The sequence below is a fragment of the Tenacibaculum holothuriorum genome (assembly GCF_002120225.1).
GTDB lineage: Bacteria > Bacteroidota > Bacteroidia > Flavobacteriales > Flavobacteriaceae > Polaribacter > Polaribacter holothuriorum.
Genome location: NZ_LAPZ01000016.1, coordinates 1 through 14,343, shown reverse-complemented (window position 1 = coordinate 14,343; position 14,343 = coordinate 1). Strand labels below are relative to the sequence as shown.

The window sequence follows — 14,343 nt, the reverse complement described above, 5'->3', positions numbered from 1 at the left end:
ATGAATTTCTCTATTAATTTTGTGATGATTTATAAAAAGGAATTGTCCAATATAAATACGCTCCTTCGCTATTAATTTTTTCTATTTTTAGTTCATGTAACCCTTCAGGCAAATCTTTTATGTTTAGAAAAGATACAATTCCGAATTGGTCTGTTTTATGATGATTATCATATCTCAAAAATGATACGTCTATTTTCTTATTATCTAAAAAAATATTGTGATATTTCTTATAACATTCTTTTAAATAATTTGCTCTATTTCTAATTCTTTCTTCTCTTGGCGCATCTTCTGGTTTTTCATATTTTCCACAAATACTTTCTCTCATTGAGCTTTCGTAATCAAATATTGGTATAAAAACTTCTACTACATTCGATTTGATTAAATCAGATTGAATTTCTGGTGTTAATAGGAAATTTGTATTGCTCGTGTCTTTATAATAGTTTGAATACGTTTTATATGGATCAAAATAACGTTGATAATTTGATCCTACTAAATAAAATATGTTAGTATTTCTCAATTGAATCCCCGCAACAACAGATCCTGAAAACAAAAAAAGTAATATTAAATATGATAAAGACTTTTTCTTTTTAAAATTCGATCCAAAAATCATAAAGACTTGTAATAAGTTTTTATACAATGGCCCAAAAAGCATCATATTAGCATATTTTACTAAAGTAAAATTTAGCTGTTGTAATTTCTCTTTTTCTTTATTTTGTTTTAAGTTCGAATACAAAGAAACAATAGTCTGAATCATAGCTCCTACTGCAATTAGTATAGCTGGTATTAATAATATGCTCTTTGGCACATATTTAGAAAGGATATTAAATAATAATAAATATATACTTGTAAATAAAGCTATATAACCGTAAATAAATAAAAAAGTAAAGGCTACAGAAAAAATCACACTACACAATTCATCTACTTTTTGTATAGAATCCTTCAATTTTGGTAAAATAGCTAGAATTTTTTTTGTGTAAATTTTTGAGTATGCAGTATCTTCAATACTATAATCTGGAAAAACAGAATTTAACCCTACCAAACCTACCCAATAAGCTCTTAACACAAAATGTATTACAAACATAGATACCAAAGCGCTTACAGCTATAAGGCTAAAGAAAGTAATAAAATAAGCTATGATATATTGATCTGGATTTAATTTATCTATAAAAAAGTTAGCAGCCCATTTAACTAGATCAAACAATTTAAAGGCACCAAAAATTGCTATTGCAGAAACCAGTAATTCAGCTTCCCAACTTTCGTCTTTTAATCGTTGTAACCAACTTTTATTTGTGCTATTTTCTTCCATAAATCTAAAACAATTCTCCTTGAGATGTTCCTTTTATTCTTCCTAAGTGTTTATATGCTAAATCGGTTACTTCTCTACCTCTTGGTGTTCTCATAATGAATCCTTCTTGAATCAAAAAAGGTTCATACACTTCTTCTATGGTTTCAGCATTTTCTGATACTGCTGTAGCCAAAGTACTTATTCCAACAGGCCCTCCTTTAAATTTATCAATAATTGTTGAAAGGATTTTGTTATCCATTTCATCTAATCCGTGAGCATCTACATTTAGGGCTTTTAAAGCGTATTTTGATATTTCTATCGTAATACTACCATTTCCTTTAATTTGAGCAAAATCTCGTACTCTACGCAATAATGCATTTGCTATACGAGGTGTACCTCTACTTCTACCAGCTATCTCTATAGCTGCTTCCATAGAAATAGGAACATTTAAAATTTGAGCACTACGCTGTATAATTGTAGATAATAACTCTGTTGAATAATAGTGTAATCGACTACTAATACCAAAACGCGCTCTCATAGGAGCTGTTAACAATCCTGAACGAGTTGTAGCACCAACTAAAGTGAAAGGTTCTAAATTGATTTGAACTGTGCGTGCATTGGGTCCAGACTCAATCATAATATCAATTTTATAGTCTTCCATTGCTGAATACAAATACTCTTCTACAATAGGACTTAAACGATGGATTTCGTCTATAAACAACACATCTCTTTCATCTAAATTGGTAAGTAGTCCTGCTAAATCTCCTGGTTTGTCTAATACTGGACCAGAAGTAACTTTAATACCAACTTCTAATTCGTTTGCTAAAATATGTGCTAAGGTCGTTTTACCTAAACCTGGAGGCCCATGAAAAAGCGTATGATCTAAAGCTTCTCCTCGTTGATTTGCTGCTTCAACAAAGATTTTTAAATTTTCTATTGCTTGATCTTGACCTGTGAAATCATCAAAAGAAAGCGGGCGCAATCTCTTTTCTACATCTAATTCTTCATTAGAGTAATGTGTGTTTTCAGGGTTTAGATTTTCATTCATGTTCACAAATATATTCAACTATAAACGTTTGCTTTGTAACTTAGGTTACGCTTATATTTTTATAACCTTGCTAAGATAAAAATTACAAATCAAATGTTGTTTAATAAAACAAAAAAGCCTCTCGTTAAAACGAGAGGCTTCCTTTTTTATTATTTATTATTAAGATGACTCTTCTCCATCTAATAATGGTGTTGTTTGTAATACGAAATCTTTTCCGTGCACATATTCACCATGTCTTGGGTCATTTTCATCATCCCAAACCTTACTATAGTCATATGCCCAACGGTGTACTTCTGGAATAGCTCCAGGCCAGTTTCCGTGAATGTGCTCAACTGGTGTAGTCCACTCTAATGTATTAGAATTCCATGGATTCATTGGTGACTTTTGACCTCTATAAATCGAAATAAAGAAGTTTGCTAAGAAAATTAACTGAGCTAATCCTCCTATAATTGCCATGATAGTCATGAATACGTTGATTTCAACTAAATCATCAAACATTGGGAAGTTTGAGTTTGTATAATAACGACGTGGTAAACCAGCTAATCCGATAAAGTGCATTGGGAAGAAAACTCCATATGCAGAGATAATCGTAATCCAGAAATGCCAGTATCCTAATGTTTTGTTCATCATTCTACCATACATTTTTGGGAACCAGTGGTAAATACCAGCGAACATTCCAAATAATGCAGATACACCCATTACTAAGTGGAAGTGTGCTACTACGAAGTATGTATCGTGTACGTTAATATCTAATGCTGAATCTCCTAATACTAATCCTGTTAAACCTCCTGTTACGAATGTAGATACTAATCCGATAGAGAATAACATTGCTGGATTCATTTGTAAGTTACCTTTCCATAAAGTAGTAATATAGTTAAATGCTTTTACTGCCGATGGAATTGCAATTAATACTGTTGTAAATGTAAATACAGATCCTAAGAATGGGTTCATTCCTGATACGAACATATGGTGACCCCATACGATTGTAGATAAGAATGCAATTGCCATAATAGAACCAATCATTGCACGGTAACCGAAAATTGGTTTACGAGCATTAGTCGAAATAATTTCAGACGTAATACCTAATGCTGGTAATAAGATAATATATACCTCTGGGTGACCTAAGAACCAGAATAAGTGTTCAAATAATACTGGAGAACCTCCTTGATAGTGTAATACTTCACCAGAAATAAAGATATCTGATAAGTAGAATGAAGTACCAAAACTACGGTCAAATATTAATAATAACGCAGCTGATAATAATACTGGGAATGAAATTACACCAATAATTGCTGTAATAAAGAACGCCCAAATTGTTAATGGTAAACGCGTCATCTTCATTCCTTTTGTACGTAAATTTAAGATCGTTACGATATAGTTTAATGAACCTATTAAAGACGATGCAATGAAAATAGCCATAGAAACTAACCATAATGTCATACCTGTACCAGAACCTGGTATTGCTTGAGGTAATGCCGATAATGGTGGATAAATCGTCCATCCTGCTGATGCTGGACCTGCTTCAACAAATAAAGAAGCAACCATAACTACAGAAGATAAGAAGAATAACCAGTAAGAAATCATGTTCATGAATCCTGATGCCATATCTCTAGCTCCAATTTGTAATGGAATTAATAAGTTAGAGAATGTACCACTTAATCCTGCAGTTAATACGAAGAATACCATGATAGTACCATGAATCGTTACTAATGCTAAATATGTATCTGGATTCATAATTCCATCAGTTTGCTGATGAGATCCTAAAAATGCTTCAACAATAGAAAACGACGTTTCTGGCCATGCAATTTGTAAACGGAATAACATAGACATAAATACACCGATGATACCCATAAACATACCTGTAATAAGGAACTGCTTACCAATCATCTTATGGTCTATAGTAAAGATGTATTTCGTTACAAATGTTTCTTTGTGATGATGATCTGACATAATCTTATATCTTTATATAATCTTTAAATTATTTAATAACTTGAGCTAAAGTCTTTTGTTCTGATAACCACTTTTTGTAGTCAGCTTCTTCTACAACTGTAATTTTCATTTGCATGTTATAGTGAGATGCTCCACAAATTTTATTACATAATAATAAGTAATCGAACACATAAGGATCTTCTCCTTTAGCTTTTCTAATCTTATTAATTCCGTTAGTTTTTGCAATTACCTCTGAGTTTTGACGCATTTCTTCAGTAGTATACTTAGGCGTAAATGCAAACTGAGTTACCATACCTGGAACACAGTTCATTTGTGCTCTAAAGTGAGGCATATAAGCAGAGTGTAATACATCTTGAGAACGGAACTTGAATAAAATCTTTTTACCTTTTGGTAAATATAATTCTGTTACTTGCTTATCATCTTGTGAATTTGGATCAGACATATCAACTCCCATTGTGTTGATTCCTTTGATGAAGTTTACATTTCCTAAACCTAATTGGTTGTCTTCACCTGCATAACGAGCATCCCAACGGAATTGTTGAGAATATACTTCAATTACAATAGGATTTTCGTCTTCTCCTACATACATAATATTATTCCATTGTACTAAACCGTAACCGATTAATAATACAATAGTAACTGCAGGAATTACTGTCCAAATTAATTCTAACTTGTGGCTATCTGCATAGAATAAAGCTTTGTTGTTCTTGTTTCCTCTATACTTATAAGAAAAGTAGAAGATTAAGAATTGCATAGCAAACTGTACTATACCAATTAACCAGAATGTAATGTTAAATAAGTTATCATCATGTTCTCCTTCGATAGAAGAAGCTTCTGGTAACATAATTACATTCATTGCTATTAAACAGTAAATCATCATTGCATATAAAAAGGCTAAGAAACCTAATGCTAATTTACCTTGCGTATCGTTGTCTTTATCGGTAGCAATTACAGAGCGTAAGTTCATTACACGAGTAATTTGCCAAAAACTTACTCCTAGTGCAACTGCTATGAAAATATAAAATAAAGCGAGCATATTATCTAAACTATTATTGTTTATTAATTCTTTTTATTAATGATGACTGTTGTCTTCTCCTCTGTGTTGAATATTGTAATAGTGGAATGTTTCACTCTCATGTAAGAATGGATTACCCTTAGCAACTGGATTAACACGAGCAAATGCACTAAATGTAGCGTAGATGAACAATCCTGCAAAGAATAAAATACCACTTAACTCTCCAATTCCGAATCCCCATTGACCACCAACAGTACCTGGCATAATCATTACAAATAAATCTACATAGTGACCTATTAAAATTGCTATACCACCTAATACTACAAACCAAGGAATACTCTTAAAGTCACTGTTAAGTAATAATAATACTGGGAAAATGAAGTTTAAAACTACCATACCTAAGAATGGTAACTTGTACTCGTTAAAACGTTGTACAAAATACGTAGTTTCTTCTGGCATATCTGCATACCAAATTAACATAAACTGAGCGAACCATAAGTACGTCCAGAATACAGAGAAACCAAACATAAACTTAGCTAAATCATGAATATGACTATCATTAACTAATGGTAAAGCTCCTTTTGAACGTAAGTAAATAGTTACTAAAGCTGTAATTGTTAATGCAGATACTAAGAAAGTAGCTAATACATACCATCCAAATAATGTAGAGAACCAGTGTGGGTCAATTCCCATAATCCAGTCCCAAGACATCATACTTTCAGTAACCATAAAAGTTACTACGAAAGCTACAGATAAGTTATATAAGTTTTTGTGTAATTTTAAATCACCGTTATCTTGTTCGATAGATTTTCTTCTGATGATGAAACGTAAACCATTCCAAATTGCTAAGTAAACAATCCCTCTAATAGTCCATCCTGGTAAGTTCATCCACCAAGCTTTTGCATCTACAATTGGGTCATAGTTTGGACTCTTAGGATCGAAAACTCCTTCTCCCATCCAAGGAAATAAGTGATTCATGTGCATTGCAGTAGCAATGATAAATACTAACATGAAAATACTTACAAAATGAAGGTTGTTCGTAATTGCTTCCATAACGCGGAATAATACTACCGACCATCCTGATTGTGCAACACGTTGTGCCGCGTAAAATGCCATTACTAATAACGATACTCCTAAAAAGAATAACATTGCAACAAATACAGCAGACCATGGTCTGTTTTGCATTTGATGAAAAGCATGTTCTGCGTGTGCATCGTCATGAGATTCTCCATGAGCAGCAGTAGCGTGTGCTTCTTTAGCTTCACCATGAGATGCTGCTTCACCGTGTCCTCCATGATGAGCATCATTTTGTTTTGCTAAAATTTCTTTTGCCTCTTCTAATGTTTTAGGCGCAGACATGAAACTAATTCCTGTCCCTAGTAAACCTAAAGCCATTAAAATAATAGCAAGCATCTTTAATTTTCCTGAAAACTGATACATATCTAATTATCTAATTATAGACTTATTTTAATTCGCTTTTTAATTTTTCTACGTACTGAACAACTTGCCAGCGCTCTTTATGGTTTAATTGAGAAGCATGAGATCCCATTAAGTTTTTACCATACATAATTACGTGGTAAATACTTCCATCAGTAATATCTCTATCTTTATAATTTGGAATACCATTAAACTTATCTCTTTTAGCTAAAGTACCGTTTCCGTCTCCTTTAGCACCATGACAAGTTGCACAGTAAATACCATAAAGTTCTTTACCTTTTTCAAGGTTTATTTCATTTTTAGCTAAAGGACTTTTTAATTCAGCTTTTGCCTTTTCATATCCTTCATTAGTATCAGCAATATCGTAAGCCACTACACCATTTCTACTTACAGTACCTGCAACTGGCACTCTATCTACAGGAACATTACCTGCTGAAGTAACTCCGTTTGCATCGTAAGGTACAGACACATACATATCTGGCATATATTGTACTTGTGGTTTACGTTTATTGTTACAAGAAGCTAAACTTGCAACGACAACTAAAGCGATAATTATTTTTAAACTCTTCATATCTCTTAGTGCTTATCTACTACGTTAATTTCTACAGCTCCTGTTGTTTCTAACAAAGCTTTTAATTCTTCTTCATTATCGTGAACTGGAATTTCCATTAAGAAATGGTCATCTGTAGTTCTTGGATCTGGATTTTCAGCTTCTTTAAATGGCCAAATTCTACTACGCATATAAAAAGTAATTACCATTAAGTGCGCTGCAAAGAATACAGTTAATTCGAATAAAATTGGCACAAACGCTGGCATATTAGTTGCCCAAGAAAAATTTGGTTTACCACCAATATCTTGTGGCCAATCAGCAATCATAGTATACCAAGTTAACCAAACTGCTACTGCAGTACCAGTAATACCATATAAAAATGCTGTAATTGCCAAACGTGTAGGAGCTAAGCCCATTGCCTGATCTAATCCGTGAACTGGAAAAGGCGTATATACTTCTTCAATATGATGATGTGCTCCTTTTACTTTCTTAACGGCATCCATTAAGATATCATCATCATTATATAATGCGTGAATTACTTTATTAGTGCTCATTGTTCTCCTCTCTTTGTTTTTTATAACTTTCTCCTGAAGATTTCAAGATTGTTTTAATCTCTGCTGTTGGAATTACTGGGAATGTTCTTGCGTATAATAAGAATAACACACCAAAGAAACCGATAGTTCCAATAAAGATACCTACATCTACAAACGTAGGCTCAAAACGCCACCAAGTAGATGGTAATTGACCTTTACTTAATACAATTGCAATAATATCGAAACGCTCGAACCACATACCAATGTTAATTGCGATTGATACGATGAATGAAACGATAAAACTTCTTCTTGCTTTCTTAATCCATAATACTTGTGGAATAATGATGTTGAAAATCATTAACGACCAGAATGCCCATCCGTAAGCTCCTGCTTCTGCTCCAAAAGATAAATATGTATAATTTTCATAAGGTGAACCTGTATACCAAGCAATAAAGAATTCAGTTGCATATGCTACTGCTACGATACCACCTGTTAAGATGATTACGATGTTCATATACTCTACGTGTAAACGTGTAATATATGCCTCCATGTTTGTAACCTTACGCATAATTCCTAATAGGGTTTGTACCATTGCGAATCCTGAGAAGATTGCCCCAGCAACGAAGTAAGGAGGGAAGATTGTAGAGTGCCATCCTGGGTTAACCGATGTTGCGAAGTCAAACGATACAATGGTGTGTACCGAAAGTACTAACGGAGTAGCTAAACCTGCTAATACTAATGAAACTTCTTCAAAACGTTGCCAGTCTTTAGCTCTACCTGACCACCCGAAAGATAATAATGCATAAATTTTCTTTTGGAAAGGCTTAACTGCTCTATCACGAATTGTAGCAAAATCAGGTAATAAACCAGTCCACCAGAATACTAATGATACCGATAAATACGTAGAAATTGCGAATACATCCCATAATAACGGTGAGTTAAAGTTTACCCATAACGAACCAAATTGGTTAGGAATTGGTAATACCCAGTATCCGTTCCATGGACGCCCCATGTGAATAATTGGGAACAATCCTGCTTGGAATACCGCAAAGATTGTCATTGCTTCTGCAGAACGGTTAATTGCCATTCTCCATTTTTGACGGAATAAAAGTAATACGGCAGAGATTAATGTACCTGCGTGACCGATACCTACCCACCATACAAAGTTGGTAATATCCCATGCCCAACCGATGTTTTTACTTAATCCCCAAACACCAATACCTGTTCCTACTGTGTAGAAGATACATCCGAATCCCCATAACATTCCTGCTAAAGAAATATAAAATGCAATGTACCAGTTTTTGTTTGCTTTACCTTCTATAGGTCTAGCGATGTCCTCAGTAATATCGTGGTAAGATTTCTCACCAAGTATTAAAGGCTCTCTATAAGATGATTCGTAATGAGACGACATAATCTATATACTTATTAATTTTATTATTAAGCTTCGTTTGTATTTTTCACTTTTACTTGGTAAACTACATTTGGTTTTGTACCAATATAATCTAACACGTAGAAAGCTCTCTTGTCTTCTTTTAATTCTGCTACAGTATCTTCAGAGTTAATATCTCCAAACACCATAGATCCGTTAGAACAAGCCTGAGAACATGCTGTATGGAATTCATCCTTACGAACTGCTCTTCCTTCTCTCTTAGCTTTTAAGATTGTTGCTTGAGTCATTTGGATACACATAGAACATTTCTCCATAACTCCACGAGAACGAACAACTACGTCTGGGTTTAATGCCATTTTACCGTATTCGTTATTCATATTGAAATCGAATTCATTGTTATCAGCATAGTTAAACCAGTTGAAACGACGAACTCTATATGGACAGTTGTTTGCACAATATCTTGTACCAACACATCTGTTATATGCCATTTGGTTTTGACCTTGACGACCATGAGAAGTTGCTGCTACTGGACATACTGTTTCACATGGTGCGTGATTACAGTGCTGACACATCATTGGTTGGAAAGTAACCTCTGGGTTTTCAGCAGGATTTTCTAAAGCGTCGAATAAATCTCCTTTGCTTAATCCTAATACCTTCTCAGTATATTTTCTTTCGATATCTTGGTTAGCAATACCTGGGTTTTCAGCTTTAAACTGCTCCATAGTCATTGCAACTCCTTCTTCATGTTGCTTATCTTCAACTCTAGAAGAGTAATAACGATCTATACGTAACCAAGCCATATCACGACCTACACGTACTTCATCCTTACCTACTACAGGAACGTTGTTTTCTGCGTGACATGCAATAACACATGCTCCACAACCTGTACATGAAGTTAAGTCGATAGATAAGTTAAAGTGGTGACCGATAGTTCTATCGTGATCATCCCATAAATCTATCTTACTTCCTTCAGTTTCTTGGTGATCGTAAGATACCATAAAAGGTTTATTCCAAGTATGCTTAGGATCTAAAGACTTATCGTTAACTTCTTTTAAAGAAGCTTCTCTTAAAATGTCGTGACGACCAGCTAAAGTACTTTGTACTTGCATACAAGCAAACTTGTGCCAACCTGCAGCTTTCTCGATAGTAACATTGTACTGAACATTGTTTCCATCTTTATAGAAAGGGTATGCGTTAACACCTACTTGCATTTCTTCTTTCATTCCGTGCTTACGACCATAACCTAACGCTAAACCAAATGATCCTTTAGCTTGACCTGGTTGAATGATTACAGGAATGTTATTTATTGTTACTCCGTTAACTGTTACGTTAGCGTAGTTTCCGTCAATTGCTCCGTTATCTTTTACTGGATTCTCAAAACCTAACTCTTTAGCATCTGCCATAGATACTGTTAAGTAGTTATCCCAAGAAGCACGAGTAATAGGATCTGGTAATTCTTGTAACCAAGGATTATTTGCTTGTTTACCATCTCCTAAAGCAGTTGAACTGAATAAGTTTAATTCGTATTGAGAAGCTTTTGTTGCAGAAACTAATGCTGCTGCTGCTGCATTAACATCTACCTCATTCATTAATTTCTCTTCTACAACAACTTCTTTTGTAAAGAAACCATCATGTAAAGCTTGATTCCATGAACTTCCCCCTAAAACATTAGTGCTCCAAAATTCTTTTAAAGTATCGTAGTAGTTTACCGTACTACCAGACCACTTTAATAACACATCTTGTAATTGACGTGTATTGAATAAAGGTTGAATTGTTGGTTGTACTAAACCGTACTTTCCTTCTTCAACCATAACATCACCCCAAGACTCTAAGAAGTGTGGTGCAGGTAATGCATATTGAGTAGCTGCTGAAGTATCATCATTTTGAGTTGATAAAGCAACTGATAATTTTAATTTCTTTACTCCTTCAGCAAAATCAGCAGCGTTAGCTAAAGAGTATACTGGATTTACGTTGTAAGTAACTAAACCTGCAACTTTACCAGCTTTCATGTCTACAACTAATTGAGCAACTTCTGAATCATTTCCTTGTCTTGTATAAACAGGATTAGCTACATCGATAATCTCACTATTTAACGCTTTGTTAATTGCTAAAGCGATTAATTGTGCATTTTTATCGTTTAATCCAGTTACAACAACACCTTTAGAACCAGCTTTCTTTAAATCCTGAGCTAATTTCTTAACCTGAGCATCTGCTGGAGTTTCTTTAGACGGTAAGTTACCACCAGTTACGGCATTGTATAAATTGATTAATGCAAACACTTGATCAGATGGTTTTACAACCACACGCTTATCTGCATTTGCACCTGTTAAAGACATGTTACTTTCTAACTGTACGTGGTAAGACATTTTACCAGAGTTAGCTTGTCTTCCTTCTGAGTATGATTTTTCGAAACCACCTTGCCAATCTCCTAAGAAATCAGCTCCAACAGAAGCAATAACTTCAGCATTCCCGAAGTTGTAATTTGGTAACGCACGCTTACCGTACATTGCTTCAAAAGCATCTAATGTTCCGCTTTCTGAAATTGCATCGTAAGTTACGTGCTTTACATTTGGATATTTTGCTACGAAATCAGCAATTACTTTTTCAGTTGAAGGACTCGCTAAAGTACCGGTTAATAAAACAACTGATTCGTTAGCTGTACTTAACTGCTCTAATTTCGCAATAATTTCTTTGTCAGCATCTGCCCATGTTACTACAGCACCTCCTTTAGTTGGTTCTTTTAAACGTAACTTATCATCGTACAACGATAAAACAGAAGCTTGAACTCTAGCGTTAGTTTCACCGTTCGCTTCTTTGTTAGGCATGATTTGAATTGGACGACCTTCTCTTGTTTTTACTAAAACATTTGCAAAGTCAAATCCGTTTGCCATAGTAGTTGCATACCAATCAGCAACTCCTACTACGATATCATTAGGTTGTACAACATAAGGAATCGATTTACGAACCGGACCTTCACAAGCTGCTAAAGAAGCCGCTGCAGTTGTAAAACCAACATACTTTAAGAAATCTCTACGAGAAGTTGATGAACCCTCTAAAGTTTCTTTATCACCTAAAAACTCATCCGTAGGAATTTCTTCTACAAACTCATTATTACGTAGCGTTTCAACAATAGAACTTCCTTTAAGTTCTTCAACACTTTGCCAGTATTTTTTGTTTGAAGCCATTTATATATGTGTTTTTCTACTTTCTTAATTTGATTAATAGTGGCACTTACCACACTCTTTCCCTCCTAACTGTGCAATCGTAACCTGATCTACACCGTACTTCTTCGCTAATTCTTCGTGAATCTTAGCATAGTACTCGTTTCCTTTCAAGTCTACTTTTGTCTCTTTATGACAATCGATACACCAACCCATTGTTAATGGAGAGTACTGGTATACTTCTTCCATTTCTTCAACAGGACCATGACACTTTTGACACTTAATACCACCAACAGTTACGTGTTGAGAGTGATTAAAGTAAGCGAAATCTGGCAAGTTATGTACACGAACCCACTTTACTGGCTTCGTATTACCTGTATATTCTAACTTTTCAGCATCCCAACCTGCAGCTTCGTAGATCTTAGCGATCTCTTTATCTAAGTCTTTCTTAGTTAACGTATGATCATCCATTACAACTTTTGTATCGTCTGCAACTTCAGAAATGTTTTTATGACAGTTCATACATACATTTACAGAAGGAATTCCTGAATGCTTACTATGTTTTGCAGCAGAGTGACAGTATTGACAATCTATCTTATTATCTCCTGCGTGAATTTTATGAGAGAAAGCAATTGGTTGAATCGGTTGGTAACCTTCATCTACACCAACTTTAAACAATGTACCAAACAATACGTACGCAGCAATTAACGCTCCGAAGATTACCGTTAACACATGTAAAAATGTATTCTGTTTGATTCCTTGCCATAACTCTGAAGCTTGCCCCATTAAACCTGGAGTTTTTGGAGCTCCTTTTAACTCACTAATAGTTTTTAATAAACTACCAATAATTAAAAAGGCCACGACGATAGCAGCTGCTAAAATATAGATTAACCATTTTGGAGCAGCATCTTTAGGAGTAGTAGAAAGTGTTTGATTCGGATCAGCAACTTTCCCTATTTCACCAACAGTAGTATAATATAAAATATCATCTATCTGCTTATCGTTTAACTGAGGGAACGCAGTCATGTTAGATTGCTTATACTCTTCGTAAATAGCAATTGCATCCTTATCTCCAGATGCTCTTAATGCTGCATTGTCACGAATCCAAGCTTTTAACCACTCGTTCGTTCTTTTTTCTTCAACTCCGCCTAAAGCTGGTCCTACTAATTTTTTATTAAGCTTGTGACAAGAAGCACAAAGCGACTTAAACAACTTCTTCCCTTCTTTTTGACGTGCCTCGTCTACATCTTGCGAATGCGCCGAAAAACTTAACGATAAAACTAAAAGGAAAACAAAACTCTGTAGGAGTCTTTGAGTTAATTTGCTGTGATGTTTCACACTTTTCATACTGTAAAATATAATTTTCGTATCTATTTTGGTACAATTTTTTCTGTAAGACAACTGTATAATTAGCCCACAGAAAGTTGCACAAAAGTACTACTTCTGTCTAAATTGTGAAATGTTAAGAGAATGCTAATTTACAATTTATACCGATTCTAAATAAAAAGAAATGACAATGTATTAATCAGCAAGTCGTTACTTTTGTAAAAAGATTTAATAATTATGAAAAATATTCAATTATTGCTCCTAGTTTTTGGGCTTGTATTTTTTACAACTACCAGTATTAATGCTCAAGAAAAACTAACCAACAACAAGAGTATTAATTCTTTAATAGCAAAAAAAAGAGAATACAATAAACGTAATAAAACTGGTTTTAGAATTCAACTTTATAACGGATTAGAGAAAAGAGCAAAGAGCTTAAAACATCGTTTTCAAATTGAGTTTCCAGGTGTTTATACTAAACTTAGTTACAAACAACCAGATTGGAAAATTCAAGTAGGAAACTACAAAACAAGATTACAAGCCGATAGAGCTTTAGCTAAAATTAAAGAAGAATTTGCTGGTGCTATTGTTGTACCAATGTAACAAAAACTACAACAAATAAAAAAGGAGATCTAAATTTAGATCTCCTTT

11 protein-coding genes are annotated in these 14,343 nt (G+C 34.2%); 1 reads left to right on the top strand and 10 read right to left on the bottom strand.

Translation table 11 applies throughout. The features are described from left to right. Window positions 1-13: 13 nt before the first annotated feature. From WH52_RS13745 to WH52_RS13700, 10 genes are all read right to left on the bottom strand, one after another. Window positions 14-1,306 carry a hypothetical protein gene (locus WH52_RS13745; RefSeq protein ID WP_086031541.1) on the bottom strand — a complete coding sequence of 431 codons (1,293 nt, stop codon included), beginning with the start codon at window positions 1,304-1,306 and terminating at the stop codon, window positions 14-16. A 4-nt stretch (window positions 1,307-1,310) separates the two neighbouring features. Continuing rightward, window positions 1,311-2,333, bottom strand: a complete 1,023-nt coding sequence (gene ruvB, locus WH52_RS13740; RefSeq protein WP_086031540.1) for a Holliday junction branch migration DNA helicase RuvB — start codon at window positions 2,331-2,333, stop codon at window positions 1,311-1,313. A gap of 159 nt (window positions 2,334-2,492) precedes the next feature. After that, window positions 2,493-4,283 (bottom strand): cytochrome c oxidase subunit I, encoded by a 1,791-nt coding sequence (locus WH52_RS13735; protein WP_086031539.1) that lies wholly within the window; start codon window positions 4,281-4,283, stop codon window positions 2,493-2,495. 28 nt (window positions 4,284-4,311) lie between these two features. After that, window positions 4,312-5,319, bottom strand: coding sequence for a cytochrome c oxidase subunit II (locus WH52_RS13730; protein WP_086031538.1), 1,008 nt, complete (start codon window positions 5,317-5,319; stop codon window positions 4,312-4,314). 36 nt (window positions 5,320-5,355) lie between these two features. Further along, the gene (locus WH52_RS13725) at window positions 5,356-6,738 is read right to left on the bottom strand and encodes a quinol:cytochrome C oxidoreductase (RefSeq protein WP_086031537.1); all 1,383 of its coding nucleotides are present in this window, start codon (window positions 6,736-6,738) and stop codon (window positions 5,356-5,358) included. A gap of 22 nt (window positions 6,739-6,760) precedes the next feature. Beyond that, a complete protein-coding gene (locus WH52_RS13720; protein ID WP_198938448.1) occupies window positions 6,761-7,306 on the bottom strand; it encodes a c-type cytochrome in 546 nt (181 codons plus the stop codon). Window positions 7,307-7,311: 5 nt separating this feature from the next. After that, window positions 7,312-7,839 (bottom strand): DUF3341 domain-containing protein, encoded by a 528-nt coding sequence (locus tag WH52_RS13715; RefSeq protein WP_086031536.1) that lies wholly within the window; start codon window positions 7,837-7,839, stop codon window positions 7,312-7,314. After that, entirely contained in the window at window positions 7,829-9,229 is a 1,401-nt protein-coding gene (nrfD, locus tag WH52_RS13710) for an NrfD/PsrC family molybdoenzyme membrane anchor subunit (RefSeq protein WP_086031535.1), read from the bottom strand. The genes WH52_RS13715 and nrfD overlap by 11 nt, the downstream gene beginning before the upstream one ends. Before the next feature lie 26 nt (window positions 9,230-9,255). Further along, entirely contained in the window at window positions 9,256-12,393 is a 3,138-nt protein-coding gene (locus WH52_RS13705) for a TAT-variant-translocated molybdopterin oxidoreductase (protein ID WP_086031534.1), read from the bottom strand. Window positions 12,394-12,426: 33 nt separating this feature from the next. Beyond that, window positions 12,427-13,716 (bottom strand): c-type cytochrome, encoded by a 1,290-nt coding sequence (locus WH52_RS13700; RefSeq protein ID WP_086031533.1) that lies wholly within the window; start codon window positions 13,714-13,716, stop codon window positions 12,427-12,429. A gap of 216 nt (window positions 13,717-13,932) precedes the next feature. Here WH52_RS13700 and WH52_RS13695 point away from each other — a divergent pair, with 216 nt between their 5' ends. Next, window positions 13,933-14,295 carry an SPOR domain-containing protein gene (locus tag WH52_RS13695; protein ID WP_086031532.1) on the top strand — a complete coding sequence of 121 codons (363 nt, stop codon included), beginning with the start codon at window positions 13,933-13,935 and terminating at the stop codon, window positions 14,293-14,295. The last annotated feature ends 48 nt before the right edge of the window (window positions 14,296-14,343 follow it).